This is a genomic window from Achromobacter sp. ACM01 (assembly GCF_014851745.1).
GTDB lineage: Bacteria > Pseudomonadota > Gammaproteobacteria > Burkholderiales > Burkholderiaceae_B > Achromobacter > Achromobacter aegrifaciens.
In genome coordinates this window covers 180527-195558 of sequence record NZ_JACVAF010000002.1, presented here as the reverse complement: position 1 = coordinate 195558, position 15032 = coordinate 180527, and the positions used below count along the sequence as shown (strand labels likewise).

Genomic DNA, 15032 nt, shown 5'->3' with positions numbered 1-15032 from the left:
GCCCGGCGCGCTGGCGCTCAGCCGCCCGAGAACGCCGGCAGGCGTTGTTCTATGCGCCGCATGACCTCATTGGCGGCGGACGACAGCGGCCGCCCCAGCCGCAGCAGCGCCTGGCATTCGGGCGCGCTCAGGATGGGATGCGCGATGGGAATCGCCACCAGTTCGCCGCTGGCCAGCTCATGATGCACGCCCAGGTTCGGCATCAGCGTCACGCCCGCTCCTGTCATCGCGTACTGCTTCAGTACGCGCAGCGAATTGGTGGTAAGGCTGGGCGTCAGATGGATGCGCTCGGTGAATTCCAGCAAGTCCACCGCCTGGCGCAGCCCGTAGGGCGCGGACATCAGCGCGAAGGGATACGGCATGATGTCGGCGATGGTCAGCGGCCCGCGCCTTGCGGCCAGGGCATGGCCGCGGCCCGCCAGCAGGCAGACCGGATGCTTGCGGCTGGCGCGGCAGCGCAGCCGCGGGTCCACCGGCGGGTTGTAGGCCAGCCCGATGTGGGCCGCGTCCGAGGCCACCGCCTCGACCACCTCATTGACCGAACCGACGTTGACGCTGATGTTGATCTGCGGATATTCGATGCAGAACGGCCCGACCACGTGTTCCATCAGGCCGTCGATAAAGCCTTCGCTGATCATCAGCTGCACGTTGCCGCGCTGCATGCCGCGCAATTCCTGCAGGCGCGCATTCAGATGCTCCTGCTGGGCGCGGCAGCCGCGGTGGTACTCCAGCAGCATATCGGCGGCCTCGGTGGGCGTCAGCCCGCGCGAGCGCCGCTCGAACAACTGCACGCCCAGTTCCTTTTCCAGCAGCTGGATCTGCCGGCTGATCACGGAGGCCGCGGTATCCAGCTTGTCGGCCGCGCCCCGTATCGAGCCGCAGGCCATGACCTCGTTGAAGTACTTCAGGCGGACCTGGCTGATTTCCTGCATGTCCCGCGTTCCTGGGGCGCCTGGTGGCGCCGGTTGAAGGTGATTCAAGCGTTGCCCACAGGGCAACGATAATTTATCACCCCGGTCATTGTTCGGAACGCCCCTGTCTTCCAATAATGGCGGCCGCGGAAGCCACAGGGTTTCCGGCCCAACCCCAGCCAGCGCGGGCGCCAGACCCGCGCGAGGAGACATGCAATGCCCCATCCGACCACGCCGGGCGCGGACCCGCGCCTGGCCCCGCTCTATCGCAAGATCACGTGGCGCCTGCTGCCCTTCCTGCTGCTCTGTTACGTCTTTGCCTACCTGGACCGAATCAACATCGGCTTCGCCAAGCTCCAGATGCAGCAGGACATCGGCATTTCCGACGCCGTCTACGGCCTGGGCGCCGGCATCTTCTTCCTGGGCTACGTCATCTTCGAAGTGCCCAGCAACCTGTTGCTGACCCGCATCGGCGCTCGCCGCACGATCAGCCGCATCATGGTGCTGTGGGGCCTGACCTCGGCCTCGATGCTGTTCGTGCAGGGCGAATGGAGCTTCTACGTCCTGCGCTTCATGCTGGGTGTATTCGAAGCCGGCTTCGCGCCCGGCATGATCTTCTACCTGACCTACTGGTACTCGCAGTCGCGCATGGCCGGCGTCATGGCGGTGGTGATGCTGGCCGGCCCCATCGGCGGCATCGTCGGCGGCCCCGTGTCGGCCTGGATCATGACCGCGTTCTCGGGCGCGCACGGCCTGGACGGCTGGCAATGGATGTTCCTGTTGGAAGGCCTGCCCTGCGTGCTGCTGGGCGTCATCGCGTACCGCTACCTGGACGACAAGCCGGCCGAGGCCAAGTGGCTCAGCGCCGAGGAAAAAGCGCTGCTGGCGGCCGACCTGGAGACCCGCGGCACGCAGCAAAAGCACGCCTTCAAGCAGGTGCTGCGCGACCCCGTCATCTACGGCATGGCCCTGACCTACTTCTGCCTGATCTGCGGCATCTATGCCGTCAGCTTCTGGCTGCCCACGCTGCTCAAGCTGGCGGGCGTGCACGACACCATGGAGATCGGCCTGTATTCCGCCATCCCCTACATCGCCGCGGCGGTCTTCATGCTGTGGTTCGCGCGCAGCTCGGACCGCATGCAGGAACGGCGCTGGCATACGCTGATTCCGGCGCTCCTGGCCGGCGTGTCCCTGTGCATCGCCACCGCCGCGCCGACGCAATTCGCGCTATCCCTGAGCGCGATCACCCTGGCCACGGGCTTCATGTGGGCCTCCTACACGGTATTCTGGGCGATTCCTTCGCAGTACCTCAAAGGAGAGGCAGCAGCCGGCGGCATCGCCCTCATCAACAGCATCGGCCTGCTCGGCGGATTCCTCAGCCCGTCCATCATCGGCTGGTCCAAGGAAGCCACGGGCACGCTGGCTGGCGGCCTGTACGTGATCTCCGCCTTGCTGGTGGCAGGCGCCTTGCTCCTGCTGGTGAACCGTCCGCCCCGTTCCGCGCCCGCCCGCGCCTGAAGTCCAACCCACAGGAAACGATCATGCATATTCTGGTTGCTGGCTTCCAGCACGAAACCAACACCTTCGCGCCGTCGCTCGCCGCCTACGACAACTTCGTGCGCGGCGAAGGATTCCCCGCCATGGTGCGCGGCAAGGACATGCTGGCGCTGCGCGAGGTCAACATCCCCGCCGGCGGCTTCATCAACGCGACGCTGGCCCAGGGCCATACGGTCGAGACCGTGATCTGGGCGGGCGCCAGCCCCTCGGCCCATGTAACCCGCGACGCCTACGAACGAATCGCCGGCGAAATCCTGGACGCGGCCCGCAACGGCAGCTACGACGCCGTCTACCTCGACCTGCACGGCGCCATGGTCGCCGAACACCTGGACGACGGTGAAGGCGAACTGCTGGCGCGCGTGCGCCAGATCGTCGGACCCGACGTGCCGGTGATCGCCAGCCTGGACCTGCACGCCAACGTCACCGCGCAGATGCTGCAGGAAGCCGACGGCCTGGCCGCGTTCCGCACCTATCCGCATGTGGACATGGCCGACACCGGCGAGCACGCGGCGCGCCTGCTGCAGGCCCGTATCGCGGCCGGCGACAGCTGGAGCCGCAGCGAACGCCGCCTGCCCTTCCTGATTCCGATCAACGGCATGTGCACGATGCTGCAGCCGTCCAAGGGTGTGTACGAGCTGCTGGAAAGCCTGGAGCAGACTCCGGGCGTGGCCTCCATCTCGTTCGCGCCCGGCTTTCCGGCTGCGGACTTCCCCGAGTGCGGCCCGGTGGTCTGGGCCTACGGCACCGATGCGGCAGCCGTCGAACGCGTGACCGAAACCCTGTACCAGCGCGTGCTGGAACTGGAGCCGCAATGGTCGCCCGACTTCCTCGAGCCGTCCGAGGCCGTGCGCCGCGCGCAGGCGCTGGCGGCGGGCGCATCGCGCCCCGTGGTCATCGCCGACACGCAGGACAATCCGGGCGCGGGCGGCGACGCCAACACCACCGGCATGCTGCGCGCGCTGGTGCAGGCCGATGCCCAGAATGCCGCGCTGGGGCTGTTCTACGACCCCGAGGCGGTACGCCAGGCCACCGCGGCCGGCATCGGCGGCAAGGTCCGCCTGAGCCTGGGAGGCCAATCGGGCGTGGCGGGCGACTCCGCTTTCGAAGGCGAGTTCGTGGTCGAAACCCTGTCGCCCGGCAAGCTGCGCTTTGACGGGCCGATGATGAACGGTATGGACGTGGACCTGGAAGCCGTGGCCGGCCTGCGCATCGGCGGCGTGCGGGTGGTGGTCAGCGCCACCAAGTCGCAGATGCTGGACCGCAACCTGTTCCGCGTCGGCGGCGTGCAGCCCGAGGAAATGGCAATCCTGGTGGTGAAGAGTTCCGTGCACTTCCGCGCGGACTTCCAGCCCATCGCCCACGAAGTGCTGGTGGCCAAGGCGCCCGGCCCGATGCAGGCCGACCCGGCCGACCTGCCCTGGACCCGGCTGCAGCCCGGCATCCGCGTGCGGCCGCAAGGCAAGCCGTTCTCTTACTGAACGCCCCGCCCCGCCGCCAGCCGGCGGGGTTTGCTTTCGCGCGGCGCAGTGGCAGACTGGAAGCATGAAAAAGCTCCATACGCTCGCCTATCCGCGCCTCGGCGCGTCGGACTCCGCGTTCATCGAGGAGTTCCGGCGCCAGCATGACGGCCAGCATCCGCTGGTGCAGGCGCACTTCACCATGGCATTCGGCTGCGCGGGCATCGACGAACAGGCCTACCAGCAGCACCTCGAAGAGGTCGCAGGCCTGCACGGCCCGATAGACTTCGTATGCCGTTACGCCATGCTGGGGGCCGACCCCGCGCACGCTTACGCGTACCTGGTTCCCGATGAAGGCCACAGCCAGCTGTCGCGGCTGCATGACGCCCTGTACCGCCAGGTGCTGGCGCCGACCTTGCGCCTGGACATTCCTTATGTGCCGCACATCACCATGGGGTCGTCCACCAACCGGGCACTGATGAAATCGCTGTGCGATGAATTGAACCGCAACGGACTTGAAATTCGCGGCACGGTCGACAAGTTGACGATGGCTGTCCTGGAAAATGGCGTGCTGACGGACCTGACTTCGGCCCGGCTTTCCGGCTGAGGGGCCCGGCACCGCCTGCCCCGCCCCCGCTCACTACTTCAGCTTGCCCTGCGGATTGACGAAGTCTTCCAGCGTCAGCCCCTTTTCCTTCAGGATGGCTTCCAGCAGCGGCTGCAGCTTGCCCAGGCTTTCCTGCACGGTTTCGCGCACGGTATCGACCACCACCTGGGTGCTGCGTTCGATCTCGATGTTGACGAAATCGCCCACCTGCTTGTCCTCGAACACCGTCATGCGGCGGGTTTCCGGAATCAGCCAGACCTCGAACCAGCCCTCGGCGCGGTTGACCTCCGATACGGTCAGGCTGGCGCCGTTGATGGCGATATAGCCCTTGGCGAAGACATACTTGCGGAATGCCTCGGGGATGCTGAAGCGCATCAGGCGGTTGGTATCGGACGACTTCACCATCACCACTTCAGAGGTGAAATCCACGTGCCCGGACAAGGGATGGCCGCCGATCTCGGCGCCGTCCTTGGCGGCCCGCTCGACGTTGGCGCGGTCGCCCTCCTGGTAGCTGCCCAGGGTGGTGATGGCCAGGCTTTGCAGCATGACGTCGAAAGTGGCCTGGGTCTCGGACAGGATTTCCGTGACGGTCAGGCAGACGCCATCGGTGGACACGCTGGCGCCGATGGCCAGGTCCACGCAAAAACCAGGGGGGAAATCCAGCGTGAAAGTGCGCAGGCCTTCGCGATCCGCGATCTTGGCGATCTTCGCGGTGCCTTGAACAATACCGGTGAACATACGGATCCTGAATGCGGGGCGGCGCCCCTGAAGCAAAACATCAACGTTAACCGATATTTTGCCAGGGGCCGGGCCGCCCGCAAGCCGGGATCAGTGGCGGATGGCGATCGTCTTCAGGGTGGTGAAGCCGTACAGCGCTTCAAAGCCCTTCTCGCGGCCATAGCCCGACTGGCGCGAACCGCCGAAAGGCAGCTCCACGCCGCCGCCAGCGCCGTAGTTGTTGATGAAGACTTGACCTGCGCGCAGCTTGCGCGCCAGGCGCAGCTGGCGGCCGCCGTCGCGGGTCCAGACGCCGGCCACCAGGCCGTACAGCGTGCCGTTGGCGATTTCCAGCGCCTCTTCCTCGGTGTCGAACACCATGGCGGCCAGCACCGGGCCGAAGACTTCTTCCTGCGCCAGGCGGCTGTTGGGCGGCACGTCGCGGAACAGCACGGGCGGTTGGTAGAAACCGGCCTCGGGCGTGCCTTCCTTCAATTTGCCGCGGGCCGCGACCTTCATGCCTTCAGCTTCGGCTTCAGCCAGGAAGCCGCGCACGCGGTCCTGCTGGCGCGCGTTGATCAGGGGGCCCACGTCCAGGTCGGCCGCGGCCGGACCGGTAACGGTGGCCGAGAACGCGTCGGACAGGCGCTTGAGCACCGTTTCGTACACGCCGCGCTGGATCAGCACGCGGCTGCCGGCCGAGCAGGTCTGGCCCGCGTTCTGGATGATGGCGGCCAGCAGCACCGGCATGGCGGCGTCCAGGTCGGCATCGTCGAACACGATCTGGGGCGACTTGCCGCCCAGTTCCAGCGTGACCGGCACGTGGTTTTCGGCGGCGGCATGCGCCACCATCTTGCCCGTCTGCGGCGAACCGGTGAACGAGATGTGGTCGATGCCCGGGTGGGCGGACAGCGCCGCGCCGGCTTCATGGCCATAACCCGTGCAGATGTTCAAGGCGCCTGCCGGCAGGCCGACCTCGGCCGCGATCTCCGCCAGCTTCAAGAGCGACAGGCAAGCGTCTTCCGCGGGCTTGACCACGCACGCGTTGCCCGCGGCCAGGGCCGCGCCGACGCTGCGGCCGAAGATCTGCAGCGGATAGTTCCAGGGCACGATGTGGCCGGTGACGCCGTGAGCTTCGCGCACCGTCAGCACGGTGAAGCCCGGGGTGTAGGGAATGGTCTCGCCATGCAGCTTGTCGACCGCGCCGGCATAGAACTCGAAGTAGCGGGCAACGGCGGCGGCGTCGGCGCGCGCCTGCTTGATGGGCTTGCCGGTGTCGGCCGATTCCAGCTGCGCCAGCTCTTCCTGACGCTCCAGCAGCGCAAAGGCGATACGCATCAAGAGGCGGCTGCGCGCAGCGGGCGCCATCTGGCCCCACTCGCCTTCAAAAGCCTCGCGCGCCGCGGTCACGGCGCGGTCCACATCCGCCGCGCCCGAACGCGCGATCGCCTCGAAGGGCTTGCCATCGGACGGGTTCAGGACGGGAATGGTTTCACCGGTGGCGGCGGCCACCCATTGGTTGGCGATAAAGTTCTTCTGAGTCACGATGTGCGGAGTAAAGTAGCGGCCGAACGGCCGGTTGCAGGGATATGGCGTCGCGCGCGGGTTGCGTTTTGGTTTCGGGTCAAGGTACGGGAGCGCGCCGCAACTTGTCAATTGAATTGACAGCTTTTATCCCAAGAGTCAGGATATTTCCCGACCACCTCGGGTAATCCCTAATAATTCAGCGGCTTAACGCCACCCCGGATTTGTCATGGTGACTGACAAGCCCGGCAATGCATGTAGGAATGACGATGAGCAATGTGCGGGATCCACAGCTGGAATCGCTGCTGCAAGCCGTGGACCGCCCCCGTCCTGAATTGGACGTGCTGGCGGAAGTGGCTTCGGGCCTGGGCTACGTGCGCGCCGAACGCTTTGCCGAGCGCGTCTACGAAAGCCTGTTCTATGCCATTGCCACCGGCAAGATCGCGCCCGGCAACAAGCTGCCAACGGAACTGGAGCTGGCCGCGCTGTTCGAGGTATCGCGACCGGTGGTGCGGCAGGCGCTGGATCGGCTGCGCGAAGACCAATTGGTGGACTCCATCCGCGGCTCTGGCACCTATGTGCGCGCAAAACCCGACCTGATGGGCGGCATGCCCGCGGTCGACCCGGCGCGCCGCGTCGGCCATATCCTGGAAGGCCTGGAACTGCGCATGGTGATCGAGCCCGAATGCGCCTACCTGGCTGCGCTGCGCCGCACCGACGAAGACCTGCGCGAAATGGACCGCATGCTGACCGGCTACGAAGAAGCCGACGCTTCCGGCGCCATCGCCCACCATCACGATTACGGATTCCACCGCGCCATCGCCGCGGCCACCAGCAACCAGCGCTTCGTGCAGGTGCTGAAATCCCTGGAGTACGACGTCAGCCACGCCGTGAACGTCATGCGCCACCTGGTCCACAGCGAACCCTGGAAGCGCACCCGCGCCGCCATCGAAGAACACCGCCACATCTACCGGCTGATCCAGGAACAGGACGCCGAAGGCGCGCGCAACGTCATGCGCGCCCATATTGAAAAAGCCCGCAGCCGCATGCTGAACAGCGGCTCGGAACATTGAGCAGGAAGCCTTAACTACATGTCATCGCAACAACGCCCCTCCCTGGACCTGAACCAGCAGCTCGTCGTCGTCACCGGCGCCAGCCGCGGCCTGGGCGCCGCCATCGCCCGCGCCTTCCTGCGCGAAGGCGCCAAGGTCGTCGTCAACTATCTGAACAGCGCCGAACGCGCGCAGGCACTGGCCGCCAGTGCGCCTGACCGCGCCATCGCGCTGCAGGCCGACGTGCGCGACCCGGCCGCCGTCGCCGCCATGTTCGCGCAAGCCGCCAAGCATTTCGGCCAGCCCGTGACCACCGTCGTCAACAACGCCCTGCCCGCCTTCCAGTTCAACGGCGATGCCCGTCCGCATGCCGGCGCGCTGGACTGGACGCAGATGAACGCGCAGCTGGAAGGCAGCGTGCGCGCCGCGCTCAACACCACGCAGGCCGCTCTGCCCGCCATGCGGACCGCTGGCGGCGGGCGCATCATCAACGTGGGCACCAACCTGGTCCAGAACCCGGTGGTGCCATACCACGACTACACCGCGGCCAAGGCGGCGCTGCTGGCCTTCACCCGCACCTTGTCGCATGAACTGGGCGCGGACGGCATCACCGTCAATATGGTGTCGGGAGGCTTGCTGCGCACCACCGACGCCTCGGCAGCCACGCCGGACGCGGTCTTCGACATGATTGCCGCGGGCACGCCGCTGCGCGAAGTCACCACGCCCGAGCAATTCGCCGACGCCGTGCTGTTCTTCGCCAGCCCCTGGTCGCGCGCGGTGACGGGCCAGAACCTGATCGTCGACGGCGGACTGGTGAAGGGTTGAGCCGCGTTGCGCCAACACGGCGCGCTATGCCTGCAATCGTCTCGCGCTGATTTCCACTGCGGCGTACTTGATGCCCTTGAGCGCGGCGTCCTCGCTCACGAAGGCGGAATCGCCCACGCCTATCCGCGTCCATTCGCGGCCTGGCGCGGTGCGCACCCAGGCTTCGTAGCCTTGCTGCGACGCAAGCGGCCTGAGTTCGTATTCGAGCTGATGCCCGTTGAGCCTGATCACTCCGGTTCTCATTGTTTTCTCCCCGGCGCCTCAACGCTGGCCCGCGATGGCGCAGGCGCGCATCAGGATGTGCCCAGGCCCCGCGGGCGTTGCGCGGTAGTCCTGCGCCCGCACCACTTCTGACACGCGCTGCCCGTCCGCCATCCATTGGCGGGCGACGCTGACGACATCGGTGAACTCGGGTTGCGGCCCGTCCAGCAACCAGCCGACGATGGGGACGCCAGGCATGACGGCCACACCAGGAGAAACCTGATCCAAATCAAGGGGCTTCATACTCCTCTCCGTTCAGGGAACTGTAGGGAGCGTAGACGCCGGGTCAATTCTCAGGCATTAGAAAACCGCAAAAAATAGAACATTTTGTGTATTCCCCGCCAGCGGCGCGGAGCAATCATCCCTGGCTGAGCACGCCACGCAGGGTGGAAATAAAAATTCACACATAAACTATCTGGGTGGCGCCGAGGAACGGCTGCCTCTCATTGCGCGGCAGCCAGCTCGGCGGGCGCCAAGGTCGCCGGATCGCGCGCAACCGGCGTTTCGATTGCCACGATCTGGCCATTCTCCATCCGTATCAGGCGGTCGGCCAGATGGAAATAGCGGTCGTCGTGGGAGATCACCAGCACCGCCGCGCTGATCGAGTTTGCTGCGGGGAAGGAGATGCAAGCCGCGCATGGCGGCATGGCGTCAATGGAGGCAGACGTGGCGAGAACAGGCCTGAAAACTAGGCCTTGCCGCCGAGGTCCTTAGTGCCCGGAACATCGATATCGTTCGCGGAAGGAACCAGACCCGCCATCAACCACAAGCGGCCAGCCTTGTCGTAGGCCTGGCGATGTGCCGCATCGGCGGCGAGCCATTGCACCAGCTCGGCTTCGTCGGTTGCATCGAAACTATCGTGCTCGTGCTGGCGTAGCACCCAGGACCAGGCAACATCCCAGACCGGGTCTTGCTTCGAATTGATGTCATCGCCCATAGGCTACCTTGGGGGCTAAAAGGCTGGTTGGCGCTATGGTAAAGGAAAAGGTTATCCACGATAACCTCTCTGAGGGACGACACGCTGTCCAAACCGCATGCCTGCGCCCACCTGGCCCAAGGGCAACTGCGCAGCCTGATGCCTGCGGGCTCAGGCCTCCAGCAAATCGCGGCAGCTGGCGACGGCTTCGGTGGCATCCCGGAGCATGAAGTTCACAAGCGTGGCTGAGCAGCCCATTTGCCGCGCAACCTCCCGCTGCGTCAAACCGCCGAGCCTGTAGAGTTCGAAGGCGCGCCGCGTCCTGGGCGGCAAGGTGCCCAGGATCTGGTCAATGGCATCGATCACCTGCCGCTCCTGGAAGCGCCGGTCCGGGACGCAGCCGCCGGCGACCTGCGGCAATTCCCCGTCGTCGGTATAGATGCGATACGTAGATTCGACGGCCTGACGGCGGCAGTGGTCCAACGCCAGATTGCGGACCACTTGGCAACAATAGCTATAAGGTTTGCTGACATCGCGCGCGCATGCCCCTTCCATGAGTTTCAGGTAGGCGTCTTGCGTGACTTCGTCCGCGATCTCCGGCGTGCCCACGATTCTTTGCGCGATGCGACGAAGCTGCGCCCGATGCGCAATGAATATGTCTCCAAGCCCCACTCCCTGCGTACCCATGGACATTGAAGCGCCTCCGCGCAAAGATTTATGGTGACTTGTAATAACTCAATCTATTGCGAAAAATTATCATTAATGAAAAATCGAATGTCTATCGCCGCGCCCTCGTTTTCGCCCTAACCTGGCGCTTTTTACAGGGATTCGAATCTGCTCCAGATTGCTTGCGGCACGAAGCCTCGAAAGCCTCTACGTCAACTTCAGAATGGACAGCCCGCCGGCTCGGGCTGCGCGGCCACGGTATCATCTGCGTCTGTCCCCGGCGACCGCCGACCACGCCCCGGATGTATGGCCAGATGATTAACTGGAACCGGGACCGTGGCAGGCGACGCCGCCGCAAGCCGCATGAATGAACGGTCTACAAAAACCATGAAATTAGCCACTTGGAACGTGAACTCCCTGAATGTGCGCCTGCCGCAGGTGCTGGACTGGCTGGCAGCCAATCCCGTCGACGTGCTGTGCATCCAGGAACTCAAGCTCACGGACGACAAGTTCCCCGAGGCCGCCTTCACCGAAGCCGGCTACCATGCCGTCTGGGCGGGCCAGAAAACCTATAACGGCGTCGCCATCATTTCGCGCGTGCCCGGCACGTCGATGGTGCGCAACATTCCCGGGTATGAGGATCCGCAGCAGCGCGTCCTGGCGCTGACTTTCCCCAGCCCTGAAGGCGATGTGCGCGTGGTCTGCGCCTACTGCCCCAATGGCCAGTCGGTGGGTTCGGACAAGTACGCCTACAAGCTGGACTGGTTCGAAGCCATGCGAGCCTGGCTGGCCGACGAGATCAAGCAGTATCCGCGGCTGGCCGTGCTGGGCGACTACAACGTCGCGCCGGCCGACGAAGACGTGCACAACCCCGAAAAATGGGCAGGCCAGGTGCTGGTGTCCGAGCCGGAGCGCAAGGCTTTCGGCGCCCTGCTCGACCTGGGACTGGCGGATTCCTTCCGCCTTTTCGAGCAACCGGAGAAATCCTTCAGCTGGTGGGACTACCGCCAGTTCGCGTTCCGCCGCAATGCCGGCCTGCGCATCGATCATGTCCTTCTGTCCGCGCCGCTGGTCAAGCGCTGCACCGCCTGCGTCATCGACAAGGAGCCGCGCCGCAACGAACAACCGTCCGATCACGCCCCGGTCGTTGCGACCTTGGCATTCGCCTGATTTTTTGTTCGGCGGCATATTGCGCAGGCCAAGAACATTCCTGTATAGTCTTGGTCTTGCTTCATTGGGGCGGTAGCTCAGCTGGGAGAGCGTCGCGTTCGCAATGCGAAGGTCGGGAGTTCGATCCTCCTCCGCTCCACCAAAATTCCCGCCAAGACAGGGCACTACATTTAACGATGTAGTGCCCTGTCTTGCTTTATGCGCCGGGTTCCGGCATCTGCCGAATCTCGATCCCGCAACGTGCGGAAATCGACTGGCTGCCAAGGCGCCGCCCACTTATCGTAGAAGTCCGAGCAACGCGGCGCGAGCGACGGCTGCAGTCCGATTCCGGGCGCCGAGCTTGGAAATGGCGTTTTTCGTATGGAATCTGACCGTCGACTCGGCAATCGCCAGTATTTCGGACACGTCGCTGCTGGTCTTGCCGTCCGCCGCCCATTTTAGAATTTCGGTCTCGCGACGCGTCAGCGGAGTATCTGGCGTTAATTTAAATCGCGGCAGCAAGACCCTGCTGAGCGCCAGGTGCGCAACGGTCACCAGCCATCGCATGCGCAATTCCTTGCTGAGCAGTTCCTCATCGGAGAGTTGCTCCTTCTGCCTGGCCAGCGTCAGCATTCCGCCGGTTCCGTACGCGTCCAGGTTCGACTGGGCCCATCCCACACAAAGCCCGGCTGCCTGCGCCTCGTCCCAAAGCTCTGGCGTTTTGGCAAACACCCTCTCCGACCAGACGATAGGCAGCGCAGACTGGCTGCAGTGTTTTACGGTAGGGTCGACTTCCACGTAACGCGCCTGCGCGTAGCGCTCCTGCCACACAGTCGGATAATTGCTGATCATGACGACCTGAGGGTTGGTAAACGGCAAGGCCGTCCCCACTGCATACCCGCAATAAGTAAACCCCAAATCCAATGCAGCGGCTGCCACCTTCGTGAAAACAGCTTGCTCAGTGGTTGCGCTATTAGTCGCCAATAGAAGGTCTTGTGCCCACGGCTTCATTCTGAATTCCGTCCCCGTGCATTTGCATCGCAATCATTTGAAAATCGCACGGCTGAAATCAAGAAAAGGCCGCTGTCGCAATATAGTTAAACTCCTGAAATATTTCAAAATATAAACAAACATGATTACTTGTTTATATTTTATTTATTGACTGCCGGCATTCAAACGCTTGCGTCGGCGCGCACCGTCGTCGCAGCGACTCGCAGCGCATCCAGGAACAACGATGCCGCAGCCGCGGCGCGCGCATCTCGCCGCGTCATGATGCCCACGGGATGCAGCCGCGCCTGCAAGGCCAGCGGCAGGATGGCCAGTTGCCCGTTTGCCGCCAGAGAGCGCGCCACACGCAGCGGGATGGCCGACAGCAGCGAGGTCCGCTGCAACAACGAGACGATGGTCAGGATGGCGCTGGATTCGATGGCTACCTGCGGAAAGCCTGCGCCGCGCGCCGAGACGGCGGCGGCGACCATGCTGTAGAGCGCGGCGTTGCGCGACGGCAGCACCCAGCGGCAGTTGTCCAGCGCGGCGCCGCTCAGGCGGCTGCGCGAGGCCAGCGGATGGGCGGGGCCGCAGACGACTGCGGTAGCCTCGTCGTAAAGGATCTCGCATTGCAGATCCGCGTCCGCACCCTCCACCCCCAGCCGTCCCACGACGCAGTCCAGCTCGCCCGCACGCAAGGCGGGCAGCAACTGCTTTTCCAGGCCCTCGGACAGCTCTATGCGCAGAGCTGGATGGCTTTCTTGCAGGCCTTGCACCGCAAGCGGCACCAGCAGGTGCGCGACCACCGGAAAAATGCCTGCCCGGACCTTGCCGGTCGCGCCGTTGGCGGCCGCCGCGAGTTCGGCGTGCGTGGCGTCCAGCTCATTCAGCAGCAGACGCGCGCGATCGATCATCAGCAGGCCCAGCGCGGTCGGCGCGACGCCGTGATGCGAACGCTCGAACAAGGGCTGCCCTGCCAGCGCCTCGGCCTCGCCCAGGAGCTTGCTCAGCGCGGGCTGGCTAAGGTGCATGGCTTCGGCTGCCCGGTGCAGATTGCCGACCCGTCCCAGCTCGTCCAGCAAGACCAGGTGGCGGATGCGCAGGCGCGATCGCAGCTGCTGCAAAGTGGCGATTTCCGGCATGGAATGCGTCCGGCGAGTTGGTTATCGATTGATAAGGAATCGCAATTATCCAGTTATCGCCAACACGCCCATACTAGGGTCATCCCGCTAGCCGGGCGATATCCAGAAAAAAGGGGAATAGCCATGTTTCATCGTCTTGCCGCGCTGGCGCTGGCCTGCGCCCTGGCGCCTGCCGCCGCGTCCGCCGACATCCGCATTGGCGTGATCGCCAGCAGCACCGGACCCGGAGCCTCCATGGGTTCGCTGTACCGCAGCACCGTGCCGCTCCTGCCCAAGACGCTGGGCGGCCAGCCGGTGGAATACATCGCGCTGGACGATGCGACCGATCCGTCGTCCGCGGTGAGGACCGCCCGCAAGCTGATCACCGAAAACAAGGTGGACGCCATCATCGGCCCGAGCAACGTGCCAACCTCGATGGCGGTCACGGAAGTCGCCCGCGAAGCCCGCACGCCGCAACTCTCGCTGGCACCCATCGCGGTCAGCCCGGACCGCGCCGAATGGATCTTCGTGGTGGCCCACGGCATAGACCTCATGGTGGACTCGCTGACCGCCGACATGGTCAAGCGCGGCGTGAAGAGCGTGGCCTACATCGGGTTTTCGGACGCCTGGGGCGACGCTGTCTACCGCGCCTTGCAGGAATCGGCCGCCAAGCGCGGCATCAAGGTGCTCAGCAACGAACGCTATGCGCGCACCGACAACTCGGTCACGGCGCAGGTGCTGAAGATCGTCGCCCTCAATCCGGGCGCGGTGCTGGTCGGGGGCTCGGGCACGCCGGGCGCCCTGCCCCATCTGTCGTTGCGCGAACGCGGCTATCAGGGCGTTCAGTACAACACGCATGGTGTGATCAACAAGGATTTCCTGAAGCTCGGCGGCAAGGGAGTCGATGGCGTGATCGTGCCCAGCGGGCCCGTGCAGGTGGTGGAACAGCTGCCCGCGGACAGCCCGATCAAGCCGGTCGCCACGCGTTACGCCCAGCAGTATGAATCGACCTACGGCGCCGACTCTCGCAACGCCTTCGCGCCATATACCTACGACGCCTATCTGCTGCTGGACGCGGCCGTGGCCAAGATTCCGGCGGGCACCCAGCCTGGCACCCCGGCCTTCCGCCAGGCGCTGCGCGACGCCCTGGAAAGCCTGCAGGGCACCATCGGCACACAGGGCATCTACATGATGTCGCCCACCAACCACAACGGCCTGGACGAGCGCGGCGTCGTGCTGATGCAGGCCCGTTCGGGCGCCTGGCAGTTCCTGCCGTAAGCCG

The 15032-nt window shown here is 64.9% G+C and carries 16 protein-coding genes, 1 tRNA gene and 1 pseudogene; 8 read left to right on the top strand and 10 right to left on the bottom strand.

Translation table 11 applies throughout. From position 1 onward, the window contains the following. Nucleotides 1-17 precede the first annotated feature (17 nt). Entirely contained in the window at nucleotides 18-932 is a 915-nt protein-coding gene (locus IB268_RS09345; RefSeq protein ID WP_119449121.1) for a LysR family transcriptional regulator, read from the bottom strand. 195 nt (nucleotides 933-1127) lie between these two features. Here IB268_RS09345 and IB268_RS09340 point away from each other — a divergent pair, with 195 nt between their 5' ends. The 3 genes from IB268_RS09340 to IB268_RS09330 all read left to right on the top strand — a co-directional run bounded on the left by IB268_RS09340 (nucleotide 1128) and on the right by IB268_RS09330 (nucleotide 4532). Further along, nucleotides 1128-2429 carry an MFS transporter gene (locus IB268_RS09340; RefSeq protein WP_054456562.1) on the top strand — a complete coding sequence of 434 codons (1302 nt, stop codon included), beginning with the start codon at nucleotides 1128-1130 and terminating at the stop codon, nucleotides 2427-2429. Between the two features lie 23 nt (nucleotides 2430-2452). Further along, nucleotides 2453-3946, top strand: a complete 1494-nt coding sequence (locus IB268_RS09335; RefSeq protein ID WP_192354139.1) for a M81 family metallopeptidase — start codon at nucleotides 2453-2455, stop codon at nucleotides 3944-3946. A gap of 64 nt (nucleotides 3947-4010) precedes the next feature. Beyond that, nucleotides 4011-4532 carry a 2'-5' RNA ligase family protein gene (locus tag IB268_RS09330; RefSeq protein ID WP_054456560.1) on the top strand — a complete coding sequence of 174 codons (522 nt, stop codon included), beginning with the start codon at nucleotides 4011-4013 and terminating at the stop codon, nucleotides 4530-4532. Nucleotides 4533-4565: 33 nt separating this feature from the next. Here the strand turns inward: IB268_RS09330 and IB268_RS09325 are convergent, their stop codons facing one another. Together IB268_RS09325 and IB268_RS09320 are read right to left on the bottom strand one after the other, a co-directional pair. Continuing rightward, nucleotides 4566-5270 (bottom strand): riboflavin synthase subunit alpha, encoded by a 705-nt coding sequence (locus tag IB268_RS09325; RefSeq protein ID WP_192354138.1) that lies wholly within the window; start codon nucleotides 5268-5270, stop codon nucleotides 4566-4568. Between the two features lie 90 nt (nucleotides 5271-5360). Further along, on the bottom strand, nucleotides 5361-6797 hold the full coding sequence (locus tag IB268_RS09320) for an aldehyde dehydrogenase family protein (protein WP_119449139.1): 1437 nt from the start codon (nucleotides 6795-6797) through the stop codon (nucleotides 5361-5363). 245 nt (nucleotides 6798-7042) lie between these two features. Between IB268_RS09320 and IB268_RS09315 the strand changes: the two genes are divergently transcribed. Continuing rightward, on the top strand, nucleotides 7043-7846 hold the full coding sequence (locus tag IB268_RS09315) for a FadR/GntR family transcriptional regulator (protein WP_054456557.1): 804 nt from the start codon (nucleotides 7043-7045) through the stop codon (nucleotides 7844-7846). Between the two features lie 18 nt (nucleotides 7847-7864). Beyond that, nucleotides 7865-8650 carry a 3-oxoacyl-ACP reductase gene (locus IB268_RS09310; protein ID WP_175162609.1) on the top strand — a complete coding sequence of 262 codons (786 nt, stop codon included), beginning with the start codon at nucleotides 7865-7867 and terminating at the stop codon, nucleotides 8648-8650. A 24-nt stretch (nucleotides 8651-8674) separates the two neighbouring features. On the opposite strand, the gene IB268_RS09305 is transcribed toward IB268_RS09310, so the two are convergent. From IB268_RS09305 to IB268_RS09285, 5 genes and pseudogenes are all read right to left on the bottom strand, one after another. Beyond that, nucleotides 8675-8893, bottom strand: coding sequence for a hypothetical protein (locus IB268_RS09305; protein ID WP_125472666.1), 219 nt, complete (start codon nucleotides 8891-8893; stop codon nucleotides 8675-8677). 18 nt (nucleotides 8894-8911) lie between these two features. Continuing rightward, a complete protein-coding gene (locus IB268_RS09300) occupies nucleotides 8912-9154 on the bottom strand; it encodes a hypothetical protein (protein WP_054456554.1) in 243 nt (80 codons plus the stop codon). A gap of 200 nt (nucleotides 9155-9354) precedes the next feature. Continuing rightward, nucleotides 9355-9504 (bottom strand): annotated as a pseudogene (locus tag IB268_RS09295) (cyclic peptide export ABC transporter); the annotation flags it as partial. Nucleotides 9505-9599: 95 nt separating this feature from the next. Continuing rightward, nucleotides 9600-9848 (bottom strand): DUF4880 domain-containing protein, encoded by a 249-nt coding sequence (locus IB268_RS09290; RefSeq protein WP_054456553.1) that lies wholly within the window; start codon nucleotides 9846-9848, stop codon nucleotides 9600-9602. A gap of 150 nt (nucleotides 9849-9998) precedes the next feature. Next, nucleotides 9999-10520 (bottom strand): sigma-70 family RNA polymerase sigma factor, encoded by a 522-nt coding sequence (locus IB268_RS09285; RefSeq protein WP_119449087.1) that lies wholly within the window; start codon nucleotides 10518-10520, stop codon nucleotides 9999-10001. Between the two features lie 360 nt (nucleotides 10521-10880). On the opposite strand from IB268_RS09285, the gene xth reads away from it, so the two are divergent. Both xth and IB268_RS09275 read left to right on the top strand, forming a co-directional pair. Continuing rightward, on the top strand, nucleotides 10881-11663 hold the full coding sequence (xth, locus tag IB268_RS09280; RefSeq protein ID WP_192354137.1) for an exodeoxyribonuclease III: 783 nt from the start codon (nucleotides 10881-10883) through the stop codon (nucleotides 11661-11663). Nucleotides 11664-11729: 66 nt separating this feature from the next. Next, a tRNA-Ala gene (locus IB268_RS09275) sits at nucleotides 11730-11805 on the top strand. A gap of 134 nt (nucleotides 11806-11939) precedes the next feature. Here IB268_RS09275 and IB268_RS09270 read toward each other — a convergent pair. Continuing rightward, nucleotides 11940-12653, bottom strand: coding sequence for an autoinducer binding domain-containing protein (locus IB268_RS09270; RefSeq protein ID WP_192351964.1), 714 nt, complete (start codon nucleotides 12651-12653; stop codon nucleotides 11940-11942). A gap of 161 nt (nucleotides 12654-12814) precedes the next feature. Continuing rightward, nucleotides 12815-13771, bottom strand: a complete 957-nt coding sequence (locus IB268_RS09265) for a LysR substrate-binding domain-containing protein (protein ID WP_054456549.1) — start codon at nucleotides 13769-13771, stop codon at nucleotides 12815-12817. A 123-nt stretch (nucleotides 13772-13894) separates the two neighbouring features. On the opposite strand from IB268_RS09265, the gene IB268_RS09260 reads away from it, so the two are divergent. Further along, nucleotides 13895-15028: an ABC transporter substrate-binding protein gene (locus tag IB268_RS09260; protein ID WP_119449090.1), complete on the top strand. Its 1134-nt coding sequence runs from the start codon at nucleotides 13895-13897 to the stop codon at nucleotides 15026-15028. The last annotated feature ends 4 nt before the right edge of the window (nucleotides 15029-15032 follow it).